The following is a 24,388-nucleotide window of genomic DNA, read 5'->3' as shown; positions in this document are numbered from 1 at the left end:
GTCACCTCGGCATACGGAGAACGAGCTCCGTGCGCGACAATCGGCCGGGCCATCGGAACACGGAAGCGCACAGGAGGCGGTCGGCGATGACGGTATTAGCGCTGGATATCGGAGCGACCAAATTCGCTGCGGCGACCGTGGATTCGGATGGGGTGGCCGGGGATCCGCGGCGGATCGCGGTGCCGGAATCCGGGGTGTGGGACGCCTGCCGGGCATTGCTGACCGATGTTGCCGGGGATGCCCGAATCAGTGCGGTCGGTATCGGGTCGGCCGGGCCGGTGGATGTGGGTGCCGGAGTTTGCGGGCCGCTCAATATTCCGGAGTGGGCCGAGGGATTTCCGATCGTGGATGCGGTGCGGAAACTGTTTCCGGAGGCCGAGATTCGGTTCGCCATCGACGGTGTGTGCCTGGTGCTGGCCGAGCAGCGGTTCGGGGCTGCGCGCGGGGTGCCGAATGTGCTCGCCATGACCGTTTCGTCAGGGATTGGTGGCGGCATCATCTCCGATGACCGGGTTGTCATGGGACGCACCGGAAATGGCGGGCACGTCGGTCATATTGTCGTGCCCGGTCAGGACGAGCCCTGCGCGTGCGGTGGATTCGGTTGTGTGGAAGCCGTGGCGAGTGGCAAATCCTCGGTGCGCTGGGCGCGGCGGCAGGGCTGGACCGGAACGACCGGGGTGGAGCTCGCGGCCGCGGCGCACGCGGGGGAGCCGATCGCGGTGGCCGCCCTCGAGCGGGCGGGCACCGCGATCGGGACGGCTGTCGCCTCGGCCGCCGCTTTGCTCGACACCGATCTGGTGGTCATCGGGGGCGGTTTCGCGCAATCCGGCGAACCGCTGTGGGGTGCGCTGCGGACCGCCGCCGCGGCGCACGCGCGGCTGAAGTACCTGCGCGGACTGCGCGTCGTGCCGTCCGAATTGACCGATCAGGCCACCCTGCAGGGTGCCGCGATTCTCGCGCTCGGGGCCGCGAATGCAGGCGAAACCCCGCGTGGGAGGATGAGCCCATGACGTACACCCTCGTGTTGCTGCGCCACGGCGAGAGCGAATGGAATGCCCTGAACCTGTTCACCGGTTGGGTGGACGTTCGTCTCACCGACAAGGGTGTCGCGGAAGGCAAGCGTGCCGGTGAATTGCTCGCCGAGCACGGGATTCTGCCGGATATCGTCTACACCTCGTTGCTGCGCCGTGCCATCAGCACCGCCAACAATGCCCTCGACGCCTGCGACCGGCACTGGATTCCGGTGGTCCGCGACTGGCGCCTGAACGAGCGCCATTACGGCGCGCTGCAGGGCAAGAACAAGGCGGAGATCAAGGAGCAGTACGGCAACGACCAGTTCATGCTGTGGCGCCGCAGCTACGACACTCCGCCGCCGCCGATCGAGGTGGACAGCGAGTACAGCCAGGACGGCGACCCGCGCTACGCCGGCATCGAGGTGCCGCGCACCGAGTGCCTCAAGGACGTCGTGGCCCGCATGGTTCCCTACTGGGAGGACACCATCGCGGCCGATGTGCGCTCGGGCAAGACGGTTCTCGTTGCCGCGCACGGTAATTCGCTGCGCGCCCTGGTGAAGCACCTGGAGAACATCTCGGACGAGGAGATTTCCGAGCTGAACATCCCCACCGGTATCCCGCTCAAGTACGAGCTGGACGAGAACCTGCGGCCGATCGGCAAGGGCGAATACCTCGACCCCGAGGCCGCCGCGGCGGGCGCCGCCGCCGTGGCCGGCCAGGGCGGCAAGTAACCAGCCAGGGCGGCAAGTAACCAGCCAGGGCGGCAAGTAATTCGAAACGAAACTCGCGCTGTGACCGGGATTATCCGGTCACAGCGCGTTTTCATTTCCGGCGAGGTTTTCGCGTCGAAGCCTCGATCGGAATGCCTTATCCGCTACTGTGATCCGCGTCTCACTACGTGAGCGTAGGGTATTTCCCTGTCTCGCAAAGGAATTTGCCGAAGCGTTGCCAGTTTAAATCGGTGTCTGTAACCGGGGTTTGCAACTTACTTCGCAGTAGATATGCTGCTGGGCGTTCGACCATTTGCGAGAGGTAGATCACGTTCGATGAAGCACGCGCTACGGGCCACGGTCTCGGCCGCCGCGGCCGCTCTGCTCCTGCCTGTTGCCGGCATCACCGCCGATGCCGCCATCCCCACCGGCCCCGACGGCGGTGCCGCGGGCGCCGAATGGACCACCACCGAGGACGGGCAGCAGCAGTACCCCAACGTCTTCATCGACTGGGACGTCCCGATCACCATGAGTGACGGCACCGTCCTGAAGGCCAATGTCTACCACCCGGCCGACGCCGCCGGTCATCCCATCGACAGCCCGACGCCGACCGTCGTCAATATGACGCCCTACACCAAGCTGGTGTCGAACGTCGCCGACAGCGCCTTCTCCATCCCCGGCCTGTCCGACGCGCTCCTCGACGTCTTCCGCAACATCCACCTCGACGGCACTCCGCTCACCGGCTTCGGTGAACTGCTGAACGCGGCGGGCAACGGCGAACTCCGCAACTTCTCCGTCGACCGCCAGCTCATCAGGTCCGGGTACACGCAGGTCGTCGTGGACGTGCGCGGCACTGGCTTCTCACAGGGTGAGTGGGACATGCTGCGCGGCCGCGAACAGCAGGACACCGTCGAGGTCATCGACTGGGCGTCCGAACAGGGCTTCAGTAATGGCCGCATCGGTATGAACGGCCTGTCCTACTCGGCCATCAACCAGGTGCAGGCCGCCGAGAAGCAGCCGCCCGCGCTGAAGGCCATCTTCCCCATCGTGCCCGGCAGCGACCTCATCGACGACGTGCTCGCGCCCGGCGGCGGCTTCGGCTTCAACTTCATTCCGTTGTGGCTGAGCGCCGTCAACGGCCTCAAGTGGGTGCCGGACCTGGCCTCGATCGCCAACGGCGCCTTCGACTTCACATGGCTGCAGGACCGCGTCAACGATCCGTTCGGCTACCTCGACGTGCTCATGTCGGCCTACACCAGCACGGACATGAACAGCATCGACCCGCGCGTCAAGGACATGCTCAACGGCTTCAGCCAGGAACGCCAGGAGTGGCTGGGCGACCCGGCCAAGATCCAGGTGCCGACCTTCGTGACCGGCGGCTGGCACGATCTGTTCACCTACTCGGAATCCAAGATCTACAACCAGATTCCGCTGCCGCCCGGCCAGAAGCAGCTGCTCATGGGCAACACCTACCACGTCACCTCGGGTGCGGATGTCAACCGGGTCGGGGCGCCGCCGCGACTGGACGTGCTGCAGCGCGCCTGGTTCGACAAGTGGCTCAAGGGCATCGACAACGGCATCGATCAGTACGGTCCGGTGACCCTGAAGCAGCAGGGTGGCGGCTGGACCACCCAGGGCGGATTCGGGCCGACCGCACCGGTTTCCGAGGCCGCCGACTACCGCCGCATGTACCTCTCGTCGCAGCGCTCCGGCACCGCGAACAGCCGCTACGACGGCTCGCTCACCGCGGACGCCAATGGCGACACCGACCGGCTCACCGTCGCGCCCGGCCTGTCCACCGTCTGCTCCAATGACGCGGCCCAGGCCACCGCGGGCATCCTGAACCTGGTCGACGCCTGCGCCAAGGACTCCCGCATCGCCGAGACCAACGCGCTCACCTTCACCAGCGCGCCGGTGGTCGAGGCCACCACCGTCTCGGGCCCGATCGCGGTGCACCTCAACACCGTTCAGGACGCCGCCGACGGCTACTGGACCGTCACCGTCAACGACGTCGCCCCCGACGGCCAGTCGACCGTGCTGACCTCCGGCGAGCTCATGGCCTCGCTGCGCCAGGTCGACGAGGCCAACAGCAGTCGCTCCGCCAACGGCGACTACACCGACCCGCGCGCCTTCACCTCCCTGGACAAGCGCGAGGAGACCGTCCCCGGCGAGGCCACCACCCTCGACATCGCCCTCGGCGGCACCCAGGCCGTCCTGCAGCCGGGTCACCGCCTGCGCGTCGACGTCTTCGCCGGCAACTTCCCCAAGGGCCTGCCCATCCTGCCGATGCTCATCGACACCGGTCTGAAGCCCGAGCACCTCCAGCTCGACCCCGACCGTCCGAGCTTCGTGAACATCCCGGTCCGCGGTAACACCGGCTGGTGAATCCGTCCCTCCGGGATCGAAGCCCCGGGTGCGCACAACGGCGTGCACACCCGGGGTTTTGCTTTTCGCCCGCATCGGTGCCGAGGTTCAGGCTTCGCCGACGATGACGACTTTGCCGGTGACGGTGCCGGATTCGGCGAGGGTGAGCGCCCGTGCGGCCTCCCGCAACGGGATTCGGGCCGCGATCTGGGGGTGCAGCACGCCGCGCTCCGCGAGATCGAGCACCGCGCCGAGGTCGGCGGCGAGCTGGGCCCGGAACCGGGCGAGCCGGCGGCGTCCGGCCCAGATGTTGTAGAAGGACGCATTCCGCCCGTTGGGCAGCGCGTTCCACCACAGCAGCCGGGCGAACAGCTTCAGCACCGGCAGCCGGGAATCGCCCTCCTCGTTCTTGGTGGCCGCGCTGCCGTAGGAGACGAGGGTGCCGCCGGGCGCCAGCAATGCGAAGGAGTCCACGATGCCGGGACCGCCGACATGATCGAAGACGGCATCCACCCCGTTCGGCGCGAGCGCCCGCACCTGGGCCGCCACGTCCCCGCGATAGTCCACCGGCAGTGCGCCGAGCGCGGCCACCGCGTCCGCATTGCGTGCCGACGCCGTCCCGATCACCCGGATCCCGGCGGCGCGCGCCAGCTGCACCAGCGTCGAGCCGACACCGCCGTTCGCGCCGTGCACCAGAATCGTCTGCCCCGCACGGGCTTTCGCCTTCCGGTGCAGCATCTGCCAGGCGGTGATGCCATTGACGACGAAGGTCTCCGCCGCGTCCGCCGCCAGTCCGTCGGGTACCGGCACCAGATCGCCCGCGGGCACCGTGAGGTGACTGCTCCAGCCGCCGATCTTGGTCAGCGCCGCGACCCGGCGGCCGACCAGGGCCGGATCGACCCCGGCTCCGACCGCGATCACCTCGCCGACGATGTCGTAGCCGGGCACGAATGGAAACGCCGGCTGGTCGTAGTACTTGCCGCGCCGCATCTGCTGTTCGGCGAAGGACACGCCCGTCGCCTCCATGCGGACCAGCGCCTCGCCGCTGCCCGGCGGCGGCAATTCGCGGTCGGTGACGGTCAGGCCCTCCGGCTCGACGCGTCCCGGCAGCACTACCTCGGTGGCGATGATGTTCGACATCGGCCTGTCCCTCTCAGGTGTGTGATTGGTCAATCACTCTGTGGTTGAAAGAAAACGCCCTCGTCGGAGGGCGTGTGAAGGTCAGTTGAAGTGGCGGATTCCCGCGGTCAGGGTGGCGACCCAGGCGCCCTCGCCGGCATCCAGGCCGAGAGTGGTGATCAGGTGGCACAGCTGTCCGTAGGCCATGAAGTGCTGCACCTGCTCACCCGTTGCGCCGGAACGGGTTTCGGCGAAGTCGGTAATGCGCTGGAGGCCGCGGCGCAGGGCCGCGGCGATATCGGGCGTATCGGCCGCGGACAGGGCGTGCACCTGCAGCATGAGCAGGCTCTTGTCCGCGATCAATTCGGCGTAGGCCCCGCCCATTTCGTGCAGCACCCGCTCCGGATCGCCGCCCGGTGTCCGGGCGGCTCCGGTGGCCAGTGCCCCCTCGACCCGCTCGAAACACCGGTCCAGCGCGGCGACGAACAACTCCACCTTGCTGGGGAACAATTTGAACACGTACGCGGGGGAGATCCCGGCCGTCGCGGCGACGGTGTTGATCGGGGTCCCATGGAATCCGGTCTTGGCGAATTCGGTGATGGCCGCGTCCAGCACGGCTTCCCGCCGAATGTCCGAAGTCGAGAGTGCGATCCCGCGCCTGTTCATGTGAGTGACCGTACACTCACTCTCCGGTTCCCCGCAAGCCCACCGGCCTAATCGGCAGCGGCGAAGGCGGACTCCAAGGGCGGGAACATGGCTCGGGCGTCATGGCCCGCGAACCAGAGGCCGACGACGAAAGCCGAAGTCGCTTCGAGGTATCGGGCCTGGGCGAGGCCGCCCGCGTGGACCGGATGCAGCTTCAGGTCCGTGGCCAGGGCGGCCACCGTCGCCATGGCGTTCGGGTCGTCGCCGCACAGCGGAACGGTCAGGGGGCGGCCCTCGAACTCGCGGTGCGGGCCCGCCCAGACCTCGGCCGCAAGCAGATTGAACGCCTTCACCACACGTGCTCCGGGCACAGTGTCCGCGATCCGTTCCGCGACAGCGGGTTCGGAGAGGGTGAACCCTCCGCTGTCGGGAGCGAAGGCATTCGTGCAGTCGATCAGCGTGCGGCCCGCCAGGGCATGCCGTCCGTCGGTTCCGTCCGCCGCACCCACCCCTGTCGCGTCCTCCGAGTTCGCCGCGGCGAGCACCTCGGCGAGGGCGTCGACCGGGACGGCCAGCAGTGTGATGTCGCCGAAGCGAGCGGCGTCGGTGATGGTGGTGGCTCGTGCGCCGTGGCCGATGACAGCGACTGCCTCGTCGGCGCGGGCCGAAGTGCGTGCACCGAGCGCGATTTCGTGTCCGGCCGCGGCCCAGCCGCCGCCGAGGGCGCGGGCCATCTGTCCGGCTCCGATGATTCCGATTCGCATGTGAACTCCTTGGTCTGGCTTGCGCAATCGACGCTAGGGATTCCGATGCGCACTCCCGGGTGCCCAATGACGGTGGCAGGCTGGATGCATGACGGCCGAGATCATCGAACCGGTGGAATTCGCGGAGTACGGCGGGCTCGAATCCGATTGCCCCGCGCGGCTGGCCGTCGACGTGTTCGGCAATTCGTGGCTGACTGTGATCGTTTACACACTCCGCGAGGGCCCGATGCGGCCGGTGGAATTGCGGCGGGCGATCGGCGGCATCAGTCAGAAGATGCTCACCCAGACGCTGCGGCGCATGGAGCGGATGGGATTGCTGGAACGTCGCCGATACGCGGAATCCCCACCGCGCGTGGAGTATTCGCTGACTCCGGCGGGCGCGGATCTGCTCATCCCCATCTTCGCGCTGGGAGAGTGGGCGGACCGCCACGGAGACACCGTCCGCACCGCCCTCTACGGCGACGCCGAGGACTGATCCGTGATCGCGAAAGTGGTTGCCGCAAGGGCGCTCAGCGGTCGAGACACGCTGACCGAACATTGCGTAAACGCCGGGCTAACGAGGATGGAAGTACCCATGACCTGCGTGAAACTTCCAGCACCCGGGGTTTGACCCCGCGTCGGCGACCGTACGATTCAAAGTGTGAGCGTTCCACAGGCCGTGCTTTTGGCAGTCCTGGCGGCCGTAGTCGGACTGGCCGTCGGAGGACTGCTCATTCCGTATGTGAACGCTCGCCAGGAGCGCTTGCGCGCCGCCACCGACACCGGGCTGACCATGTCCCAGGTCCTGGACCTGATCGTGCTCGCCTCCGAGTCCGGCATCGCCGTGGTGGACCAGTACCGGGACGTGGTGCTGGTGAACCCGCGCGCCGAGGAACTGGGCGTCGTCCACGACCGCCTGCTCGACGAGCGTGCCTGGGCCGCGGTGGAACAGGTGCTGGCCGGCGGCCAGGATGTCGATTTCGAACTCACCGCCAAGATCCCCATGCCGGGCCGCGCCCGCCTCGCTGTCCGGGGAGTTGCTCGGCCGCTCTCGCAGGAGAACACGAACTTCGTGGTCCTGTTCGCGGACGACGACTCCGAGCAGGCCCGCATGGAGGCCACCCGCCGCGACTTCGTCGCCAATGTGAGCCATGAGCTCAAGACCCCGGTCGGCGCCATGAGCCTGTTGGCCGAGGCGTTGCTGGAATCCGCCGACGATCCGGACTCGGTGCGGCACTTCGGGGAACGCCTGCACGGCGAGGCCCGCCGCATGGGCAAGATGGTGACCGAGCTCATCGCACTGTCCCGCCTGCAGGGCGCGGAACGGCTGCCGGAGCTGGAAGCCGTCGACGTCGACACCGTCGTCACCCAGGCCATCGAGCGCTCCCGCAACGTGGCCGAGGCCGCGGGCATCACCGTCTCCACCGACGCCACCAGCGGCCTCGAGGTGCTCGGCGACCAGACCCTGCTGGTGACCGCCCTGTCCAACCTGGTCGAGAACGCCATCGCCTACTCCCCGCGCGGCTCGCACGTGTCGGTGAGCCGGGCGCTGCGCGGCGGCTACGTCAATATCGCGGTCACCGATCGCGGCATCGGCATCTCCAAGGAGGACCAGGAGCGCGTCTTCGAGCGTTTCTTCCGGGCCGACAAGGCGCGCTCGCGTGCCACCGGCGGTACCGGCCTAGGGCTGGCTATCGTCAAGCATGTGGCCGCCAACCACAACGGTGAGATCACCCTGTGGAGCAAACTGGGCACCGGATCGACGTTCACCCTGCGTATCCCGGCCCACCCTGCCGATTCCAACGGGCAGGTCGACAAGAGACTTGCCACCGGTGTTCCGGTGGCCAAGAAGGAAAACGGCTCGCGCTCCCTCGGGCGGGCCAGAACCAACGGTGTGGAGGCAACCCGATGACGAGTGTGCTGATCGTCGAGGACGAGGAGTCGCTGGCCGATCCGCTCGCGTTCCTGCTGCGCAAGGAGGGGTTCGAGGTCACCGTGGTGGGTGACGGCCCGGCCGCCCTGGCCGAGTTCGACCGTTCCGGCGCGGACATCGTCCTGCTCGATCTCATGCTCCCCGGCATGAGCGGCACCGACGTGTGCAAGCAACTGCGCGCTCGCGGCAGTGTCCCGGTGATCATGGTGACCGCGCGCGACAGCGAGATCGACAAGGTGGTCGGCCTGGAACTGGGCGCCGACGACTATGTCACCAAGCCCTATTCCTCGCGCGAGCTGATCGCCCGCATCCGGGCCGTGCTGCGCCGCGGCGCCGGCGAGGAACCCGACAACGGTAGCGAGACCAGCGTGCTGGAGGCCGGCCCGGTGCGCATGGACGTGGACCGCCACACCGTCCAGGTGAACGGCAAGGCGGTGACCCTGCCGCTCAAGGAGTTCGACCTGCTCGAATACCTGCTGCGCAATTCGGGTCGCGTGCTCACCCGCGGACAGCTCATCGACCGCGTCTGGGGGGCCGACTACGTCGGCGACACCAAGACCCTCGACGTGCACGTCAAGCGCCTGCGCTCGAAGATCGAGGCCGACCCGGCCAAGCCGGAACACCTGGTCACCGTGCGCGGCCTGGGCTACAAGCTCGAGGCGTAGCCCACCCGGACGACAAAGAACCCGCCCGCTTCGAATTCGCGAAGCGGGCGGGTTCGGCTTACTCCCGACCAAGTCCTTCGAGCGCCCCCCGGCAGTCTTCGGTGCTCAGGCGTTGGGGTCGTTCTTCATGCTGTCGACCCACGCGGGGCCGAGGCCCGGCAGCTCCTGCTTGTCCAGAATGATCCAGCCCAGGCCCGGGTTGTCCTGCTGCATGCAGCCGTACCACGGCACGTCGGCGCCATTGCCCTTGCACGCGATGGTGTGGCTGGTGCCGTACGGGCTGACGATGATCTGCTTGCCGGCATCCTTGGCGCTCAGGACGGCGGGATCGTTGTACGCGACGAAGTCGGCGGTGCGATCGCTGTACACATTGGGGTCGGCGTTGTCGGCGAACGCCTGCGGCGCGATGGCGAGAACGGCACCTGCGGCCAGCGCAGTGACGGCGAGAGTTTTCTTGATCATGGCCAGGATGTCTAACACGCTCTGGTGAATTCGCAATAGCGGAACGATGTCGCGCATACTTCGGGCTATTCACATCCCGAGGTCATCGGACCGGGTGGGATGCGAAATATACTTCTGCGCAGCCTGATTCGTTTGTCGCCCGGCCGCACCGGCTGTTCACCTCCCGGCCACCCGCGATCGCGTCACATAACGACGCGGGCCGGGCTCGGGACAGTCGCGCCCGCCGCGATGTGACGGCGGGCACGAAACCGGTGCGCTACGAGCCGGCGCTGCCGGTCAGCCCGCCGAGCAGGCCGCCCAGCGCCGAACCCGCGCTGCCGGTCCCGCCGCCACCGCCGGTGCCACCGCCACCGCCCGGCTGGGACGGATCGGTCACGGTCACGATGATGGTCTTGGTGTTGCCGCCCTGCGAGGCGGTGATCATGTGCTGGCCCGCAGTGGTGGGCTTCCAGTCGATGCTGGAGTAGCCGATCGGCCACGGCACCTTGCCGGCCGGGGTGAGGCTGGTGCCGTTGTCCGACCAGTAGACGAGCAGGCCGATGCCCGCGCCGCTGAGGTTGGCGGTGAGGGTGTAGCCGGTGTTGATGGTGTAAGGGGCGCTGCCGGAGATGGCGACCGAGTCGACCGTGGCGGCGGCCTGCGGCGCGGCCAGTACGGCGACGGCGGCGGTGGTCGCGAGACCCGCGACGCCCGCGCCGATCCGGCGGGCTGATTTCGATGCACGAATGGTGCTCATGCGGAAAATCCTGTCTCGCTTGCTAGTTCGGCGTGGTGCCGCTGCTGCCGCTGCCGAGCGGGCCGGCGGGCCCGAAGCCGCTGCCGGTGCTGCTGGAGCCCGAGCCGAGCGGTGCGTCGGCCACCTGCACGATGATCGACTGGCTGTTGGGGCCCTGGGACGCGGTGATGATGTGCTGTCCGCTGGTGGTGGGCCGCCAGCTGATCGAGGCGTGTCCGGGCGGGGACGGGATCTTGGGCGGGCCGATCTCGTTGCCGTTGTCACTGAAGTACACGAGCAGGCCGATCGAGGCGCCGCTGAGGGTGGCCGAGATGGTGTATGCCTTGTCGACCACCGGGTTCGACTGATCGATGCTGACCGTGTCGACCGCGGCCAGGGACGCGGGGGCCGCGACCACGGCCGCGGCGGCGAGGGCGGCGAAGCCGGTGATCCCCACGCCGGCTCGGCGCGCGCTGATTCTCGGTGGTGTGTTGCGCATGTGTTGCTCTCCTGTGCTGCCCCACGGGGAGATGTGCGGGCTTCCGCACCCTAAGGGACCGGATGTGTGAAGCGCGGCTATTTCGAAAAAATAATCAAGCAAGCGTCCGCTTGGTGCTGGTGGGCGTGACGGGCCCCACCGGAAAACCCGTCACGCCGTACCCGAATCGGGTGGTTGCTAGCTGCTGCCGAACAACCCGCGCAGCAGTCCGCCGACCAGGGTGCCCGCGCTGCCGCTCGCGCTGCCCGTGCCATTGCTGCCCGTGCCGCCGCTGCCCGGCGTGGTGGTGGTCGGGTTACTGGTGGGCGGCGTGGTGGTGGTCGTGGTCGGCGGCGTGGTCGTGGTCGTCCCGCCGGAACCGGTGCCGACATTCACGACCAGGGTCTGGGTGCTGTTGCCCTGCGAGGCCGTGATGATGTGCTGGCCGGGGGTGGACGGCGACCAGTCCAGGCTGGCCTCACCCGGGGGCCACGGGACCTTGCCGACCGGAGTCAGGCTGGCGCCGTTGTCGCTCCAGTAGACGAGCAGGCCGACCGACGCGCCCGACAGGGACGCGTGCAGGGTGTAGTCGCCGCCGACGGTGGGCGTGGCGCTGGAAATGGTGATCACGTCGACGGTCGCGCTCGCGGTCGGCGACATGACCACCGCGACCGCGGCGGCAGCCGCGACCGTGACGCCGGCCAGTCCGGCCCCGACCACGCGGCCCGAAGGTTTGCTGCGCATGGATACTCCTGTGCTTCTCATGGTGTGCCCCAAGGGAATTGGGATGGGAATCGGGTCAGAGCCCGAAGGGCAGGCCATTGGCGCTGCCGGTGCCGCCGCCGCTGCTGCCGGTGCCGCCGTTGCCCGGCGACGTCGTGGTGGTCGGCGGGACCGTGGTGGTGGTCGTGGGCGGGACCGTGGTGGTCGTGGTGGGCGGCACCGTCGTGGTGGTGGTCGGCGGCACCGTGGTCGTAGTGGTGGGAGGCACCGTCGTGGTCGTGGTCGGCGGGACCGTGGTCGTGGTGGTCGGCGGCACGGTCGTGGTGGTGGTGCCGTCGCCGACGTTCACGATCAGGGTCTGGGTGGTGCTGCCCTGCGAACAGGTGATGATGTGCTGGCCCGGGGTGCTCGGGGTCCAGTCCAGGCTGGCGTGGCCGGGGGGCCACGGGACCTTGCCGACCGGGGTCAGGCTGCTGCCGTTGTCACTCCAGTAGACGAGCAGGCCGACCGACGCGCCGGAGAGGTTGGCGCTGAGGGTGTAGCTGGTGCCGACGGTCCAGTTCGATCCCGAGATGGACACCGAGTCGACGCTGGCGTGCGCGGCCGGAGCCTCGTGCGTGGTCAGGACGGTGACCGCACCGGTCGCGATGGCCAGCCCGGCCAGACCCGCGCCGAGGCCGCGCCCCATGGGGGTGATTCTCATGAAAACTCCTGGATTTCAGGGGAATTGGTCTCGATCAGAGACCGAAGGGCAGCCCGTTGGCGCTGCCGGTGCCACCGCCGCCACCGCCGCCGGGGGTGGTCGTGGTGGTCGGGGGAACCGTTGTGGTGGTGGGCGGTTCAGTGGTGGTGGTCGGCGGTGCCGTGGTCGTCGTCGGCGGAACCGTTGTGGTGGTGGGCGGTTCGGTCGTGGTGGTCGGCGGCACGGTGGTGGTCGGGGGAACCGTTGTGGTGGTGGGCGGTTCGGTGGTCGTCGTCGGCGGCACCGTGGTGGTCGTCGGCGGTTCGGTGGTGGTCGTCGGCGGCACCGTGGTGGTCGTCGGCGGCACTGTTGTGGTGGTCGGCGGTTCAGTGGTGGTCGTGGGCGGGACCGTGGTGGTCGTGGTCGGTGGCACCGTGGTGGTGGTCGGCGGGACCGTCGTGGTGGTGGTCGGCGGGACGGTCGTGGTGGTGGTGCCGTCGCCGACGTTCACGATCAGGGTCTGGGTGGTGCTGCCCTGCGAGCAGGTGATGACGTGCTGCCCTGGGGTTTTGGGGGTCCAGTCGAGGCTGGCGTGGCCGGGGGGCCACGGGACCTTGCCGACGGGGGTGAGGCTGCTGCCGTTGTCGCTCCAGTAGACGAGCAGGCCGACGGAGGCGCCGGAGAGGTTGGCGCTGAGGGTATAGCTGGTGCCGACGGTCCAGTTCGATCCCGAGATGGAAACCGAGTCGACCGAGGCGTGGGCGGCGGGGGCTTCGTGTGTGGCCAGAACGGTGACTGCGCCCGTCGCGATGGCCAGCCCGGCGAGACCGATGCCGAGATGGCGGCCGCCCAAGGGGATTTTGCTCACTATGCGTACTCCTGTGCTGCGACCCATGTGGATAGGGGTCCGTCGCACAGTAAGGGAGCGGCAATGTGAAATTGGGTAATTTCAGAAAATTACTGGCTAGTTCTCCGCTATTGCTGCGCGGACTTAGCCTTGCGGGCCGCCTTCTTCGCGGACGTGGCCTCCCGCTTCGCGGCCTCGGCGGCCTTCTCCTCCGCGATGGCCGTGGCCGGATGCACCGCCACGATGCCCAGGCCTTGACGGCGCTTGCAGTGCCGCGCCAGCTCGTCGTAGGCCGGCTTGCCGATCAGCTCGATCAGCTCGGGCGCGTAAGCCTCCCACACCGGGCGGGTGCCGACGTGCGCATCCGGAGAACCGGTGCAGTACCAGTTCAGATCCAGGCCGCCGGGACCCCAGCCGCGGCGGTCGTACTCGGTGATCACGGTGCGCAGGATCTCCACCCCGTCCGGCCGGTCCACCCATTCCTGGGTGCGGCGGATGGGCAGCTGCCAGCACACTTCCGGCTTCACGGTGAGCGGCTCCAGGCCCTTGCGCAGCGCCATGGTGTGCAGCGCGCAGCCGATGCCCCCGGCGAAGCCGGGCCGGTTGAGGAAGATGCAGGCGCCGTCCACCCGCCGGGTGCGCAGAGCGGGCTCGTCGTCGAGGTCGTCCTCTTCCAGATACATCTTCTTGCGGACCCGGCCCTTCTCGTCGACGGCCTTGTCCATCAGCTGCCAGTCCTCGGGTGTGAGCATTTTCACAGCCTGGTGCAGCTTCTTGCCGTCCTCCTCGTCGGAGAGGAACGCGCCGTGCGAGCAGCAGCCGTCGTTCTCCCGGCCGTCGATGATGCCCTGACATGCCGGAGTGCCGAAAACGCAGGTCCAGCGCGAGAGCAGCCAGGTCAGATCGGCCGCGATCAAATGCTCATCATTTGCTGGATCGACGAATTCGATCCACTCCCGCGGGAAGTCGAGTTCAACTTCGGGCGCCGGGTCGATCTTCGCCGCTGGTCGCAGCCCGGTCGGTCCGCTCGCCGATGCACCTGCTGTCACAATGCGGAACGCTAACAGCTCAGTCGCCTGGCCAGAAGTCCGGACGCACCCAGTACCGTGTTCTTGTGCGGCTCGGTGTACTCGATGTGGGAAGCAATACCGTCCACCTGCTCGTGGTGGACGCGCATCGTGGTGGACACCCGATGCCTATGAGTTCGACGAAGTCGGCCCTGCGGCTGTCCGAGAACATGGACGACCAGGGCCGGATCACCTCCGCGGGCGCGGCGCGGCTGACCGCGACGGTAGCCGAATTCGCAAGTATCGCAAAGACTTCCGGCTGTGTGGAGCTGATGGCGTTCGCCACCTCCGCGGTCCGCGAGGCCACCAACTCCGACGAGGTGCTGGCCCGGGTGCGGCGCGAGACCGGAGTCAATCTGAAGGTGCTCACCGGTGTCGATGAGGCTAGACACACCTTCCTCGCGGTGCGGCGCTGGTACGGCTGGAGCGCCGGGCGGATGCTGAATCTGGACATCGGCGGCGGCTCGCTCGAGATGAGCAACGGTGCGGACGAGGTGCCGGACGTGGCGCTGTCGCTGCAACTGGGCGCCGGCCGGCTGACCCGCGACTGGCTGCGCCACGATCCGCCGGGCAAGCGCCGGGTCGCGGTGCTGCGCGACTGGCTCGACGCCGAGCTCGTGCTGCCCAGCAAGCAGCTGCTCGAGGTGGGCCGCCCGGATCTGGCGGTGGGCACCTCCAAGACCTTCCGCTCGCTGGCCCGGCTGACCGGCGCCGCCCCCTCTGTTGCGGGACCCCGGGTGCGGCGTACTCTCACCAGTTCCGGCCTGCGGCAGCTGATTGCGTTCATATCGAGAATGACGGCCGCCGACCGGGCAGAATTGGAAGGCGTAAGTTCTGATCGGTCACAGCAACTGGTGGCCGGTGCGCTGGTCGCGGAGGCGAGTATGCGGGCTCTGTCCCTGGACACGCTCGAAATCTGTCCCTGGGCACTGCGAGAGGGATTGATCTTGCGCAAACTGGATACCGACCTGGATAGCGAACCGATTACCGGCGGCCCCGACAACGGCCTGTCGGGCCCGATCGAAACGGTGTCTCGATGACCGAGGATTCAAGCCAGCTGTCCGTCGCCGAGCTGCTGGCGCGGAACGGCCAGCAGAGTGGGGCCCCCGCCGGCGGCGGGGGGCGCAGACGTCGAAGCGGCCGTGGCATTTCCGTCGCGGAACTGACCGGCGATATCCCGGTGGTGAACGCGGGATCGTCCTCGCACGCCGCGCCCGACGAGGACGTGGCCGAGCCCGCCCCGATCGAATCGGACTATTCAAACTCTTCGAACTTCTCGAATCATCCTGATTATTCAAGCTTTCCGGATTATTCGGACCTGGTAGCCGCCGCATCGGGCAAGCCGGACTATTCACAGTACGACGCGGTACCCGATCCGGACCCCGCGTATTCGCCGCTCTCCGGGCCGATCTCGTACTACGACCCGCTGGCCCCCGCCCCGCAGCCACCGTCCCTACCGGAGCCGTCCCAGGACTGGTCCGCCGGTCTGGACTGGCCGCCGACCGAGAACCCGCTACCGGAGGCCCGCCCGAGCGGCGGCCGCCGCCGCAAGCCGGACCCGCTGGACTCCGATGTCGCGCTGGGCCGGTTGCCGGACATCGAATCTCCCGCCCCGCCCGCCGCGCCGCGCGAGGGCGGTCGCCGGCGCCGCTACGACCCGGACGACGAGAACACCGACGAGGTGCGTCCGTTCCGCGGCGACACCGGCCGGCCCGCCGACGGGGGCGCACGCACCCAGTTCAACCCCGCGGTCCGCCAGCCCTTCGACGACCGGCCGCCGTACGAGGACCAGCCGCCCTTCGGCGACCCGGCCCGCACCCAGTTCCAGCCGGCCGCCCCCGCGTGGTCGCCGGTGCCGGGACCCGAACCGCTACCGCGCACCCCCGGGCAGGATCGGCCGCACTTCGAGCCGCCGCAGGCCGCGCCCGCCGCGCCGCCCATGTCGCGCTCGGCGCGCCGGCACGCCGAATCGCAGGTCCAGAATGCCCCCCAGGGCCCGGCCGTCGACCGCCGCGGCGGCGTCGACCACGGCGCGGCCAACGGGCTTCCGGAATGGTCCGCGCACCGACGACCCGACGCCGATCCCGTCCGCGACCGCCAGGATCAGGCCGCGGTGCCGACCGCCGCGTGGTCGTCGCTGGCCGCCTCCGATCAGCAGCTGCTCTCCGGGGAATCGGTAGCGGGTGATCTGCTCCGCGACGCCCAGCAGCGCGACGATCAACGCGCGGAACGGAATTCGCGAAATGCCGGCAAACGTCCCGGCGGCGGGCGCGGCCGTGCGGTGGCGCCCGAGCCGGAGCCCGACGACCACCTCACCGATTTCTACGAGCCGTTCGACGACTACGACGACTATGACGACGACGAGCCCGAGACGTCGCTGGGCGGACGGCTTTCCGCGCTCACGCAGAAGGCCGGCTCCTTCGCCCGCAAGAGCAAGAGCAGGAGCACCCGCGGCGCCCCGGCCCGCGCGCGCGCCGCGGCCCGCTCCGACGATGATGAGCATCGCCGGCAATGGCTGATGATCGCGGGCCAGAGTGTGGGCGCCGCGGTCGCGGGCATGTTGCTGTTCAAGGGCTTCGAACGCATGTGGGAAATGCTCCCGTGGGTGGCTCTGGCCCTGGCCATGATCGTGATTCTCGGCCTGGTCGCGCTGGTACGGGTACTGCGCCGCACCGATGACATCTTCAGCACCGTGATTGCCGTCGTCGTAGGCGTCTTCGTGACGCTCGGACCGCTAGCCTTTCTACTCAGTACGAACTGAGCAGGGAGCAGCAGTGGGGAACATCGTGCAAGCGCAGGGGGCGAGCACCGAGGACCGGGCGGGGCGAAAGGAAGTCCGGGTCGGGCTCTCGACCGCATCGGTGTATCCGGAGAACACCGAGGCCGCCTTCCGGTACGCGGCCGAGCTCGGATACGACGGCGTGGAACTCATGGTGTGGGCCGAGCCCGCCAGCCAGTCCATTTCGACCGTGCAGCATTTCGCGCACAAATACGACGTGCCGGTGCTGGCGGTACACGCGCCGTGCCTGCTGATCTCGCAACGGGTGTGGGGGTCGGACCCGATCGCGAAACTCACCCGCAGCGTGCACACCGCCGAGGCGCTGGGCGCGGCCACCGTGGTGGTGCACCCGCCCTTCCGCTGGCAGCGCCGCTACGCCGACGGCTTCGCGAAACAGGTTGCCGAACTGGAGGATTCGAGCCCGGTCGCGGTGGCCGTGGAGAACATGTTCCCGATGCGCGCCGACACCCTGTTCCGCGGCAGCTCGATCGAGCGGCTGCAGCGCCGCGGCGGGCCCGGCCCCTCCATCACCACCTTCAGCCCCTCCTTCGACCCCACCGACGTCGGTTTCCGGCACTACACCCTCGACACCTCGCACACCGCCACCGCGGGCGTGGATCCGCGCATCCTGGCGGGCCGCATGGGCGCCGGCCTCACCCACCTGCACCTGGCCGACGGCCGCGGCGCCGCCACCGACGAGCACCTGATCCCGGGCGAGGGCACCCAGCCGGTGGCCGAACTCTGCGACATGCTGGTGCACAACGGTTTCGACGGCCAGGCCGTCATCGAGGTGAACACCCAGATGGCCCGCACCACCATGGACCGGGCCGCCATGCTCAACCGGGCGCTCACCTTCGCCCGCACCCACCTCAACCCCTTCACCCCCGTCCCCACCCCCGAGCCGACCGTCGCCCACCGCGGCTGAGAGCCTCGGCGAGGGTTGCGTGATTCATCCCACCGCTGGGCCGGAATGCCCAGACGGTCCGTTTACGCTGTACAAACCGCGACAGTGGAAGGACAGCGGATGACAACGGAGTTGACCGTCGATCTCGAATCGGCGAGCGAACTGGCGAACGCGCCGTTCAGTCGCGTCTGCGCGCTGACCGAGGTCGAGGCGGAGACTCCCGGGCTCGGCCGCTACGCGGGCCTGATCGAACCCACCTGGACCATCGGCGACAAACTGCACGGCGGCACCATGGTCGCCGGCAGCGCGGCCGCCGCCACCGAATGGCTGCGCCGCACCGCGCCCGCGCAGGCCGCCATGTTCCCCATCTCGGCCAGCACCGACTTCCTCGGCGCGCCCGTCCCCGGCGAGGTCGAGTACGAGATCCGCACCCGCAAGCTGGGCCGCCAGATCGCCCTCATCGACGCCGGCCTGATCCAGGACGGCCGCACCCTGGTGCACACCGCCTTCACCTTCGGCCACCTCGACGACGCCGTCCCGCAGTACGCCGCCGACCACGCCGGCGACATGCCCGCGGAACCGCCCGCCGACGCCCTCGCCTACGACGAGCGCAACCCCATGGGCAAGATCGTCCATGTCGCCCAGGGCTCCTCGGTCGCCATCGACCCGGCCTGGGCCCGCTTCCTCGCCGGCGAGAAATCCGAACCGCGCCTGCGTCTCTGGATCCGCCCCTTCGAGGGCGACGAGCAGGACCCCGACGTCGCCGCCTTCTTCGCCCTGATGGCCGCCGACATGAGCCCCCCGGTCCCCATGAACCTCGGCCACTTCGGCTGGGCCCCCACGGTTCAGCTCACCACCTACCTGCGCCGCCGCCCGGCCCCCGGCTGGCTCCGCGTCATCGCCCACAGCCGCGAGGTCGGCAACCGCATGTTCGACGAGGACCAGCTCGTCATCGACTCGACGGGCGCCATCGTCGCCCAGAGTCGCCAACTGGCCCTCATTCCCCAACCCCGCTGACCCCGACCGCCGCGCTCGGTGGCCTTCGGCCCCCCGGCTGTGCGCTGAAGGCTCGGAGAGGCGGGACAGCTAGCCTTGACTTCCATGACGAGGATTGCGGTTATCGGTGGGGGTCGGATCGGGGAGGCGTTGATCGCCGGTCTGCTCGAGTCCGGGCGGGCGAACAAGGATCTGGTTGTCGTGGAGCCGGTGCCGGCGCGGGCCGAAATGCTGGCCGACCGGTTCGGGATTCGCGCCACCGACGACATCGCCGATGCCGCCAAGTCCGCGGACCTCATCGTGATCGCGGTGAAGCCGAACGATGTGGACGCCGTGGTCGCCGAACTGGGCAAGGCCGAACTGGGCGACGACCACGATCAGGTGCTGGTGTCGCTGGCCGCCGGCGTGCCGACCGCGCGCATGGAGTCCCGGCTGCCCGCCGGCTTCCCGGTCGTGCGGGTCATGTCGAACACGCCGATGCTGGTGGGCCAGGGCATGAGCGCCATCGCGCCCGGCCGCTACGCCCGCAAGGAGCAGCTGGTCCTGGTCACCGAGATGCTGGAGTCGGTGGGCAAGGTGGTGACGGTCGCCGAGTCGCAGATGGATGCCGTCACCGCGGTGTCCGGTTCGGGTCCGGCGTACTTCTTCCTGATCGTCGAGGCCATGATCGACGCCTCGGTGGGCCTGGGTCTGAGCCGCGATGTGGCCGCCCAGCTGGTGACGCAGACGATGCTCGGTTCGGCGGCCCTGCTCGAGGAGTCTGGGCAGTCTGCTCCGGAATTGCGTGCGGCCGTCACCTCGCCCGCGGGCACCACCGCGGCGGGCCTGCGGGCGCTGGAGCGGGGTGCGGTGCGCTCGGCTTTCCACGATGCATTGGACGCCGCAAAACGCCGTTCCGTCGAACTCGGCGCGATCGCGGACTAACGTTGAAGGTGCGGCGAGTGCACTCCCCGCATTCCAATACTGCTCGGTTGCTAGTTTGCTGCCGAAGGCCGACTCGCCATAGCAAAGGCTGATTTCTCACACCCGTCGCAGCAATCCCACTGGTCCCGCTAAGCTTCAAGGAGCACGTGCGTGTCTGTTCCGCCGGTGGGGAAGCCGGCGGCGCGGACGTGCCGGAGGTCAGTGGCGCAATGATGTCTGGAAACAGCCAAGCGAGGTCCGGAAACAGCCCAATCAATGCAGGATCCGTCATCGGCGGCGGAACTCAGTTCCTCACCGTCGCCGAGGTCGCGAATCTGATGCGGGTATCCAAAATGACGGTGTACCGGTTGGTGCATTCGGGAGAGCTGCCCGCGGTGCGGGTGGGGCGTTCCTTCCGGGTACACGCCAAGGCGGTGCACGACTATCTGGAGACGTCCTACTTCGACGCGGGGTAGTACACCCGGATAACCGATCGGCCACCCGTTTCGTTCGCCGGAGAGTGGCCCGGTAGCATGGACCGGCATCCTGTACGTGCCGGTGGTGCCGCCGGGTCCATTCGGCCCGTATCGGGTAGGGACTGTGCAGGGTCAGACAGTGTGCACCCCGCGGAAGCGGGGATGACCCGAGAGAACGCGAGGAACAACCCTATGGGTTCTGTGATCAAGAAGCGCCGCAAGCGCATGTCGAAGAAGAAGCACCGCAAGCTGCTTCGCCGCACGCGTGTTCAGCGGCGCAAACTCGGCAAGTAAGCCGCTGTGTCGTAGCTGGAAGCCCGTCACCTCAGGTGACGGGCTTTCGTTTTTCACAGGTGATTGAAGTCATCGTTAGATCCTGGTTAATACCCTTCGGATGGTCCCTACTCGCCGGTTACTCTGGGAGCGCGGGAATAACACAGCGGCGATATTCAAGACATGGGGGCTGCGAGTGGGATCCGGAGTGGCAGGGACTCGGGACGGGCAGGCGCCCAGGGTGGTGATGGTGACCGGTGCGAGCCGGTTCTTCGGCGGCAATGTGGTGGCCCGGCTGGCGGCCGACCCGGCTGTCGAACGCGTCATCGCCGTGGACGCCAAACAGCCCAGCCGGGAGCTGCTGCGCCGTATGGGCCGCGCCGAATTCGTGCGCGCCGATATTCGTAATCCGTTGATCCGCAAGGTTATCGACGGAAATCAGGTGGATACGGTGGTGCATCCCGCGGCACTGTCGCGCCCGCCCTCGGGCGGCGGCCGGGCCGCCATGAAGGACATGAACGTCCTGGGCGCCATGCAGTTGTTCGCGGTGTGCCGCAAGGCTTCCAGTGTGCGGCGGGTGGTGGTGCGGTCCTCCTCCGCCGTCTACGGGTGCAGTGCCAAGGACCCGGTGAAATTCACCGAGGAGATGAGCGCGCGCACGCCGCCGCGCGGCTGGTTCGCCCGGGACATGATCGAGGTGGAGGGCTTCGTCCGCGGGCTGGCCCGGCGGCGGCCGGATATCTCGGCGGCCATTCTGCGCTTTCCACCGATCGTGGGGCCGCAACTGGCCAAACGCGGTGTGCAGTACTTCCGTTCGCCGATCACCCCGACCATCCTCGGGCGTGATCCGCGCATGCAGCTGCTGCACGAGGAGGACGGCATCGCCGCCCTCGTCCACGGGGCCATGACGGCTCCGGGCGGGACCTTCAATGTGGCCGGTGACGGCGCGATGGCGCTGTCGCAGGCGATCCGCCGGGCCGGGCGGGTCGAATTGCCGGTTCCGTACGCGGTTTTCCGCACCGTCGGGCGGACCGTGATGGGCCCGGTCATGCGGGAGTTCACCGCGGAGCAGATCGACTACTTCCATTTCGGGTGTGGTCTCGACACCACCCGGATGCGCACCGAACTGGGCTTCCAGCCGCGCTGGACCACGGTGCAGGCGTTCGACGACTTCATAGGGGGCGCAGCGTTGCGGCCCGTGATCGATCCCACGTGGATCGACGCCGCAGAAAACAAACTTCTCGGCCTGCTCGGGGCCGGGACGGGAGCACACCAATGAGTGATGTAGCGAAGGTGATTCGACTTCACGACGTGGATTTCGAGACGCGGCACAGCCGGCCGTCCCGGGCGTGGCCGGTGGGGGAACCGGCGCTCACCCCGGTAACCTCGCTGACCGATCGGCTCGCCGAAGCCGAAGCGCGCCAGCCCAAGTCGCTGGGCGACCTGATCCGGGGGACCGTCGCGGACGGGGTCCGCTTCACCGCCGACTTCGCGCGCCGCCGCCTGACCGGCGATTACCAGGTCGATGAATTCGGTTTGGACGAGCACCTTCTCGAATCGGTGATCCTCCCGATGCTGCGCCCGCTGTCGGACCTGTGGTTCCGGGTCGAGGTGTCGGGCATCGAGAACATTCCGGAGGTGGGCGGGGCGCTCATCGTGGCCAATCACGCGGGCACGGTGCCGCTGGACGGGCTGATGCTGCAGCTGGCCGTGCACGACCGGCACCCCAAGCAGCGGGCGCTGCGCATCCTGGCCGCGGATCTGATCTTCGAGACGCCGATCGTCGGCGGGCTGGCCCGCAAGGCCGGGCACACCCTGGCCTGCCCGGCGGACGCCGAAAGGCTGTTGCGCGCGGGCGAAGTCGCGGGCGTGTTCCCCGAGGGCTACAAGGGCATCGGCAAGCCGTATTCGGACCGGTACAAGCTGCAGCGTTTCGGCCGTGGCGGTTTCGTGTCGGCGGCGGTGCGCACCGGCGTGCCGATCATTCCGTGCTCCATTGTCGGTTCGGAGGAGATCTATCCGAAACTGGCCGATCTGAAGCCGCTGGCCCGCCTGCTCGGTATCCCGTATTTCCCGGTGACGCCGCTGTTTCCGCATCTGGGTCCGCTCGGTGCCATTCCCTTCCCGTCGAAGTGGTACATCGAATTCGGCGAACCGATTTCGACCGCCGGATACGAACCGGCGGATGCGGATGATCCGATGACGATGTTCGAAGTCACCGATCAGGTCCGCGAAACCATTCAGGGGACGCTGTACAAGAATCTGATCAAACGCCGGAACCCGTTCACCGGCTAGGTTTCTCGCACATATTTGCGACCGGCCCGCTCCGAAATGGAGCGGGCCGGTCGTGTTATGTGCTGGGAAAACTGCTCGAGCTAGCTCGCTTTGGCTTCCCGCTTACGCGAGAGCACGGCCGCGGCCGCGCCGCCCGCCGCGCCGAGTGCGAGGGCGGTGGGCACCCCGACTTTCGCGGCCTTGCGGCCGGTGCGGAAATCACGGATCTCCCAGCCGCGGTTCTTGGCGACCTCGCGCAGGTCCGCGTCCGGGTTGATGGCCACGGCGGTGCCGACCAGCGAGAGCATCGGCACGTCGTTGTGGCTGTCGCTGTAGGCGGTGCAGCGCTTGAGGTTCAGGCCCTCGCGAATGGCCAGGGTGCGCACCGCGTGCGCCTTGCCCAGCCCATGCAGGATGTCGCCGACCAGGCGGCCGGTGAACACGCCGTCCTCGCTCTCGGCGACCGTGCCCAGCGCGCCGGTCAGGCCCAGCCGCTTGGCGATGACCTGCGCCAGCTCCACCGGCGTGGCGGTGACCAGCCACACCTGCTGGCCCGCGTCGAGATGCATCTGGGCCAGCGCCCGGGTGCCCGGCCAGATCTTGTCGGCGATGATCTCGTCGTAGATTTCCTCGCCGAGCGCGGCGAGTTCGGCGGTCGGGCGGCCGGCGATGAAGGAGAGCGCCTTCTCCTTGCCGGAGGCCATATCCGAGTGGCTTTCCTTGCCGGTGACCCGGAATTTGACCTGCTTCCAGGCCATATCGACCAGGTCGGAGGTCTTGAAGTACTTGCGCGCGGCCAGGCCGCGGGCGAAGTGCACGATGGACGCGCCCTGCACCATGGTGTTGTCGACATCGAAGAAGGCGGCGGCGGTGAGGTCACGGGGGACCGCGAGGGGCGGCGTGCCGTCGTCCCGCAGCGCGAGTTCGGCGTCGTGCAGGGCGATGGCGGCGTCGGCGCTGGCCTCGCCGGCCAGGTTGGCGCGGACCTCTTCCTCGCTGGGACCGAACGGACTGCGAGTGATGCGGGTGAACTGATCCTGCAGGTCCTGCAGGCCCTGACCCCAGCGCGCCGGGAATTCACCGAAGCGGCCCGCGATGAAGCCCGTCCCCTGCTCTTTCGAACGTTCCGGCACCAGTACCTCCGCCTGTTAGCGCGAACAAGTCCACAGTAACGCCCGGGGGTGGCCGCAACGTAGACGGCGAACGACTTATCGGAGAGTTGTTAGATGGTGGCTATGAGCGATTCGACACATGCTGTGACTCTGTTGACCCGCAGCGGCTGCGGCCTGTGCCACACGGCACTGGAACAATTGCGGCCGATCTGCGCCGAGTTCGGCATCGAGGTCGCGACCGTGGACGTGGACGAGGCCGCCGCCACCGATCCGGGCCTGCGCGCCGAATACGGCGACCGGCTGCCGGTCGTGCTACTGGATGGGCGCGAGCACAGCTATTTCGACGTGGACGAGCCGCGACTGCGTGCCGACCTCGCGAAATAAGGCGTAATAGGGGCTTTTCGGGGGTTCGTGACGGCGGGCCTCTCGGCCCCTTCCCGCCGGTGTGTTGCGTAGCGGGTTCGCGCTGATGAGGGTTGAATGAAGCCGGGGCCGGAGCCTGTCG

At 68.4% G+C, this 24,388-nt stretch carries 27 protein-coding genes; 16 read left to right on the top strand and 11 right to left on the bottom strand.

Annotated features, from left to right (window positions below; all coding sequences use genetic code 11):
- Positions 1 to 86: 86 nt before the first annotated feature.
- The 3 genes from ABZV44_RS36685 (at position 87) to ABZV44_RS36675 (ending at position 4,108) form a co-directional block, all read left to right on the top strand.
- Complete coding sequence (locus ABZV44_RS36685; RefSeq protein WP_354846958.1) at positions 87 to 1,010, top strand: ROK family protein; 924 nt, start codon at positions 87 to 89, stop codon at positions 1,008 to 1,010.
- Positions 1,007 to 1,744: a phosphoglyceromutase gene (locus ABZV44_RS36680; protein WP_354846955.1), complete on the top strand. Its 738-nt coding sequence runs from the start codon at positions 1,007 to 1,009 to the stop codon at positions 1,742 to 1,744. Before ABZV44_RS36685 ends, ABZV44_RS36680 begins: the two co-directional genes overlap by 4 nt.
- Before the next feature lie 315 nt (positions 1,745 to 2,059).
- Positions 2,060 to 4,108: a CocE/NonD family hydrolase gene (locus tag ABZV44_RS36675; RefSeq protein WP_354846952.1), complete on the top strand. Its 2,049-nt coding sequence runs from the start codon at positions 2,060 to 2,062 to the stop codon at positions 4,106 to 4,108.
- 87 nt (positions 4,109 to 4,195) lie between these two features.
- Here ABZV44_RS36675 and ABZV44_RS36670 read toward each other — a convergent pair whose 3' ends face one another.
- The 3 genes from ABZV44_RS36670 to ABZV44_RS36660 form a co-directional block, all read right to left on the bottom strand.
- Positions 4,196 to 5,227: a medium chain dehydrogenase/reductase family protein gene (locus tag ABZV44_RS36670; RefSeq protein WP_354846949.1), complete on the bottom strand. Its 1,032-nt coding sequence runs from the start codon at positions 5,225 to 5,227 to the stop codon at positions 4,196 to 4,198.
- 81 nt (positions 5,228 to 5,308) lie between these two features.
- Positions 5,309 to 5,872, bottom strand: coding sequence for a TetR/AcrR family transcriptional regulator (locus ABZV44_RS36665; protein ID WP_354846946.1), 564 nt, complete (start codon positions 5,870 to 5,872; stop codon positions 5,309 to 5,311).
- A 47-nt stretch (positions 5,873 to 5,919) separates the two neighbouring features.
- Positions 5,920 to 6,615, bottom strand: a complete 696-nt coding sequence (locus ABZV44_RS36660; protein WP_354846943.1) for an NAD(P)-binding domain-containing protein — start codon at positions 6,613 to 6,615, stop codon at positions 5,920 to 5,922.
- A gap of 88 nt (positions 6,616 to 6,703) precedes the next feature.
- Between ABZV44_RS36660 and ABZV44_RS36655 the strand changes: the two genes are divergently transcribed.
- The 3 genes from ABZV44_RS36655 (at position 6,704) to ABZV44_RS36645 (ending at position 9,192) form a co-directional block, all read left to right on the top strand.
- The gene (locus ABZV44_RS36655) at positions 6,704 to 7,090 is read left to right on the top strand and encodes a helix-turn-helix domain-containing protein (protein WP_354846940.1); all 387 of its coding nucleotides are present in this window, start codon (positions 6,704 to 6,706) and stop codon (positions 7,088 to 7,090) included.
- Between the two features lie 165 nt (positions 7,091 to 7,255).
- On the top strand, positions 7,256 to 8,506 hold the full coding sequence (locus ABZV44_RS36650) for an ATP-binding protein (protein ID WP_354846937.1): 1,251 nt from the start codon (positions 7,256 to 7,258) through the stop codon (positions 8,504 to 8,506).
- Positions 8,503 to 9,192, top strand: coding sequence for a response regulator transcription factor (locus ABZV44_RS36645; RefSeq protein WP_154790977.1), 690 nt, complete (start codon positions 8,503 to 8,505; stop codon positions 9,190 to 9,192). Before ABZV44_RS36650 ends, ABZV44_RS36645 begins: the two co-directional genes overlap by 4 nt.
- A gap of 105 nt (positions 9,193 to 9,297) precedes the next feature.
- Here the strand turns inward: ABZV44_RS36645 and ABZV44_RS36640 are convergent, their stop codons facing one another.
- The 7 genes from ABZV44_RS36640 to ABZV44_RS36610 form a co-directional block, all read right to left on the bottom strand.
- Entirely contained in the window at positions 9,298 to 9,711 is a 414-nt protein-coding gene (locus ABZV44_RS36640; RefSeq protein WP_354846934.1) for a hypothetical protein, read from the bottom strand.
- A 199-nt stretch (positions 9,712 to 9,910) separates the two neighbouring features.
- Entirely contained in the window at positions 9,911 to 10,390 is a 480-nt protein-coding gene (locus ABZV44_RS36635) for a hypothetical protein (protein WP_354846931.1), read from the bottom strand.
- Positions 10,391 to 10,412: 22 nt separating this feature from the next.
- Positions 10,413 to 10,868, bottom strand: a complete 456-nt coding sequence (locus ABZV44_RS36630; protein WP_354846929.1) for an Ig-like domain-containing protein — start codon at positions 10,866 to 10,868, stop codon at positions 10,413 to 10,415.
- 177 nt (positions 10,869 to 11,045) lie between these two features.
- Positions 11,046 to 11,591, bottom strand: coding sequence for a hypothetical protein (locus tag ABZV44_RS36625; RefSeq protein ID WP_354846926.1), 546 nt, complete (start codon positions 11,589 to 11,591; stop codon positions 11,046 to 11,048).
- A 55-nt stretch (positions 11,592 to 11,646) separates the two neighbouring features.
- A complete protein-coding gene (locus ABZV44_RS36620) occupies positions 11,647 to 12,273 on the bottom strand; it encodes a hypothetical protein (RefSeq protein ID WP_354846924.1) in 627 nt (208 codons plus the stop codon).
- A 34-nt stretch (positions 12,274 to 12,307) separates the two neighbouring features.
- Positions 12,308 to 13,120: a hypothetical protein gene (locus ABZV44_RS36615; RefSeq protein WP_354846921.1), complete on the bottom strand. Its 813-nt coding sequence runs from the start codon at positions 13,118 to 13,120 to the stop codon at positions 12,308 to 12,310.
- A gap of 107 nt (positions 13,121 to 13,227) precedes the next feature.
- Positions 13,228 to 14,094, bottom strand: a complete 867-nt coding sequence (locus ABZV44_RS36610) for a hypothetical protein (RefSeq protein ID WP_354847170.1) — start codon at positions 14,092 to 14,094, stop codon at positions 13,228 to 13,230.
- Positions 14,095 to 14,213: 119 nt separating this feature from the next.
- On the opposite strand from ABZV44_RS36610, the gene ABZV44_RS36605 reads away from it, so the two are divergent.
- From ABZV44_RS36605 to ABZV44_RS36565, 9 genes are all read left to right on the top strand, one after another.
- Positions 14,214 to 15,206: a Ppx/GppA phosphatase family protein gene (locus tag ABZV44_RS36605; RefSeq protein ID WP_354846918.1), complete on the top strand. Its 993-nt coding sequence runs from the start codon at positions 14,214 to 14,216 to the stop codon at positions 15,204 to 15,206.
- Complete coding sequence (locus ABZV44_RS36600; RefSeq protein WP_354846916.1) at positions 15,203 to 16,927, top strand: hypothetical protein; 1,725 nt, start codon at positions 15,203 to 15,205, stop codon at positions 16,925 to 16,927. The genes ABZV44_RS36605 and ABZV44_RS36600 overlap by 4 nt, the downstream gene beginning before the upstream one ends.
- Before the next feature lie 22 nt (positions 16,928 to 16,949).
- Positions 16,950 to 17,870 carry a sugar phosphate isomerase/epimerase gene (locus ABZV44_RS36595; protein ID WP_354847167.1) on the top strand — a complete coding sequence of 307 codons (921 nt, stop codon included), beginning with the start codon at positions 16,950 to 16,952 and terminating at the stop codon, positions 17,868 to 17,870.
- A gap of 99 nt (positions 17,871 to 17,969) precedes the next feature.
- The gene (locus ABZV44_RS36590; protein WP_354846913.1) at positions 17,970 to 18,866 is read left to right on the top strand and encodes a thioesterase family protein; all 897 of its coding nucleotides are present in this window, start codon (positions 17,970 to 17,972) and stop codon (positions 18,864 to 18,866) included.
- Positions 18,867 to 18,950: 84 nt separating this feature from the next.
- Positions 18,951 to 19,769, top strand: coding sequence for a pyrroline-5-carboxylate reductase (gene proC, locus ABZV44_RS36585; protein ID WP_354846910.1), 819 nt, complete (start codon positions 18,951 to 18,953; stop codon positions 19,767 to 19,769).
- 209 nt (positions 19,770 to 19,978) lie between these two features.
- A complete protein-coding gene (locus ABZV44_RS36580) occupies positions 19,979 to 20,224 on the top strand; it encodes a helix-turn-helix domain-containing protein (RefSeq protein WP_071812431.1) in 246 nt (81 codons plus the stop codon).
- Positions 20,225 to 20,416: 192 nt separating this feature from the next.
- On the top strand, positions 20,417 to 20,518 hold the full coding sequence (locus ABZV44_RS36575; RefSeq protein ID WP_003402602.1) for an AURKAIP1/COX24 domain-containing protein: 102 nt from the start codon (positions 20,417 to 20,419) through the stop codon (positions 20,516 to 20,518).
- 226 nt (positions 20,519 to 20,744) lie between these two features.
- The gene (locus ABZV44_RS36570) at positions 20,745 to 21,776 is read left to right on the top strand and encodes an NAD-dependent epimerase/dehydratase family protein (protein WP_354847164.1); all 1,032 of its coding nucleotides are present in this window, start codon (positions 20,745 to 20,747) and stop codon (positions 21,774 to 21,776) included.
- The gene (locus ABZV44_RS36565) at positions 21,773 to 22,792 is read left to right on the top strand and encodes a lysophospholipid acyltransferase family protein (protein ID WP_354846899.1); all 1,020 of its coding nucleotides are present in this window, start codon (positions 21,773 to 21,775) and stop codon (positions 22,790 to 22,792) included. Before ABZV44_RS36570 ends, ABZV44_RS36565 begins: the two co-directional genes overlap by 4 nt.
- Positions 22,793 to 22,872: 80 nt before the next feature.
- Here the strand turns inward: ABZV44_RS36565 and ABZV44_RS36560 are convergent, their stop codons facing one another.
- A complete protein-coding gene (locus ABZV44_RS36560) occupies positions 22,873 to 23,823 on the bottom strand; it encodes an HAD-IB family hydrolase (protein ID WP_354847161.1) in 951 nt (316 codons plus the stop codon).
- A 183-nt stretch (positions 23,824 to 24,006) separates the two neighbouring features.
- Between ABZV44_RS36560 and ABZV44_RS36555 the strand changes: the two genes are divergently transcribed.
- On the top strand, positions 24,007 to 24,267 hold the full coding sequence (locus ABZV44_RS36555) for a glutaredoxin family protein (protein WP_354846896.1): 261 nt from the start codon (positions 24,007 to 24,009) through the stop codon (positions 24,265 to 24,267).
- Positions 24,268 to 24,388: the final 121 nt, after the last annotated feature.

Origin of the sequence: Nocardia sp. NPDC004860, from assembly GCF_040609015.1 — a bacterium.
Taxonomy (GTDB): domain Bacteria; phylum Actinomycetota; class Actinomycetes; order Mycobacteriales; family Mycobacteriaceae; genus Nocardia.
This window is presented reverse-complemented; position numbering and strand designations above follow the sequence as displayed.

What these genes read in the sequence shown, in the direction of transcription:
- ABZV44_RS36675 (WP_354846952.1), top strand. Translation starts at nt 2,060, where the DNA reads ATGAAGCACGCGCTACGGGCCACGGTCTCGGCCGCCGCGGCCGCTCTG.
- ABZV44_RS36630 (WP_354846929.1), bottom strand. Translation starts at nt 10,868, where the DNA reads ATGCGCAACACACCACCGAGAATCAGCGCGCGCCGAGCCGGCGTGGGG.
- ABZV44_RS36670 (WP_354846949.1), bottom strand. Translation starts at nt 5,227, where the DNA reads ATGTCGAACATCATCGCCACCGAGGTAGTGCTGCCGGGACGCGTCGAG.
- ABZV44_RS36685 (WP_354846958.1), top strand. Translation starts at nt 87, where the DNA reads ATGACGGTATTAGCGCTGGATATCGGAGCGACCAAATTCGCTGCGGCG.
- ABZV44_RS36655 (WP_354846940.1), top strand. Translation starts at nt 6,704, where the DNA reads ATGACGGCCGAGATCATCGAACCGGTGGAATTCGCGGAGTACGGCGGG.
- ABZV44_RS36635 (WP_354846931.1), bottom strand. Translation starts at nt 10,390, where the DNA reads ATGAGCACCATTCGTGCATCGAAATCAGCCCGCCGGATCGGCGCGGGC.
- ABZV44_RS36625 (WP_354846926.1), bottom strand. Translation starts at nt 11,591, where the DNA reads ATGCGCAGCAAACCTTCGGGCCGCGTGGTCGGGGCCGGACTGGCCGGC.
- ABZV44_RS36600 (WP_354846916.1), top strand. Translation starts at nt 15,203, where the DNA reads ATGACCGAGGATTCAAGCCAGCTGTCCGTCGCCGAGCTGCTGGCGCGG.
- ABZV44_RS36565 (WP_354846899.1), top strand. Translation starts at nt 21,773, where the DNA reads ATGAGTGATGTAGCGAAGGTGATTCGACTTCACGACGTGGATTTCGAG.
- ABZV44_RS36640 (WP_354846934.1), bottom strand. Translation starts at nt 9,711, where the DNA reads ATGCGCGACATCGTTCCGCTATTGCGAATTCACCAGAGCGTGTTAGAC.
- ABZV44_RS36590 (WP_354846913.1), top strand. Translation starts at nt 17,970, where the DNA reads ATGACAACGGAGTTGACCGTCGATCTCGAATCGGCGAGCGAACTGGCG.
- ABZV44_RS36660 (WP_354846943.1), bottom strand. Translation starts at nt 6,615, where the DNA reads ATGCGAATCGGAATCATCGGAGCCGGACAGATGGCCCGCGCCCTCGGC.
- ABZV44_RS36645 (WP_154790977.1), top strand. Translation starts at nt 8,503, where the DNA reads ATGACGAGTGTGCTGATCGTCGAGGACGAGGAGTCGCTGGCCGATCCG.
- ABZV44_RS36665 (WP_354846946.1), bottom strand. Translation starts at nt 5,872, where the DNA reads ATGAACAGGCGCGGGATCGCACTCTCGACTTCGGACATTCGGCGGGAA.
- ABZV44_RS36570 (WP_354847164.1), top strand. Translation starts at nt 20,745, where the DNA reads ATGGTGACCGGTGCGAGCCGGTTCTTCGGCGGCAATGTGGTGGCCCGG.
- ABZV44_RS36555 (WP_354846896.1), top strand. Translation starts at nt 24,007, where the DNA reads ATGAGCGATTCGACACATGCTGTGACTCTGTTGACCCGCAGCGGCTGC.
- ABZV44_RS36580 (WP_071812431.1), top strand. Translation starts at nt 19,979, where the DNA reads ATGATGTCTGGAAACAGCCAAGCGAGGTCCGGAAACAGCCCAATCAAT.
- proC (WP_354846910.1), top strand. Translation starts at nt 18,951, where the DNA reads ATGACGAGGATTGCGGTTATCGGTGGGGGTCGGATCGGGGAGGCGTTG.
- ABZV44_RS36620 (WP_354846924.1), bottom strand. Translation starts at nt 12,273, where the DNA reads ATGAGAATCACCCCCATGGGGCGCGGCCTCGGCGCGGGTCTGGCCGGG.
- ABZV44_RS36575 (WP_003402602.1), top strand. Translation starts at nt 20,417, where the DNA reads ATGGGTTCTGTGATCAAGAAGCGCCGCAAGCGCATGTCGAAGAAGAAG.
- ABZV44_RS36680 (WP_354846955.1), top strand. Translation starts at nt 1,007, where the DNA reads ATGACGTACACCCTCGTGTTGCTGCGCCACGGCGAGAGCGAATGGAAT.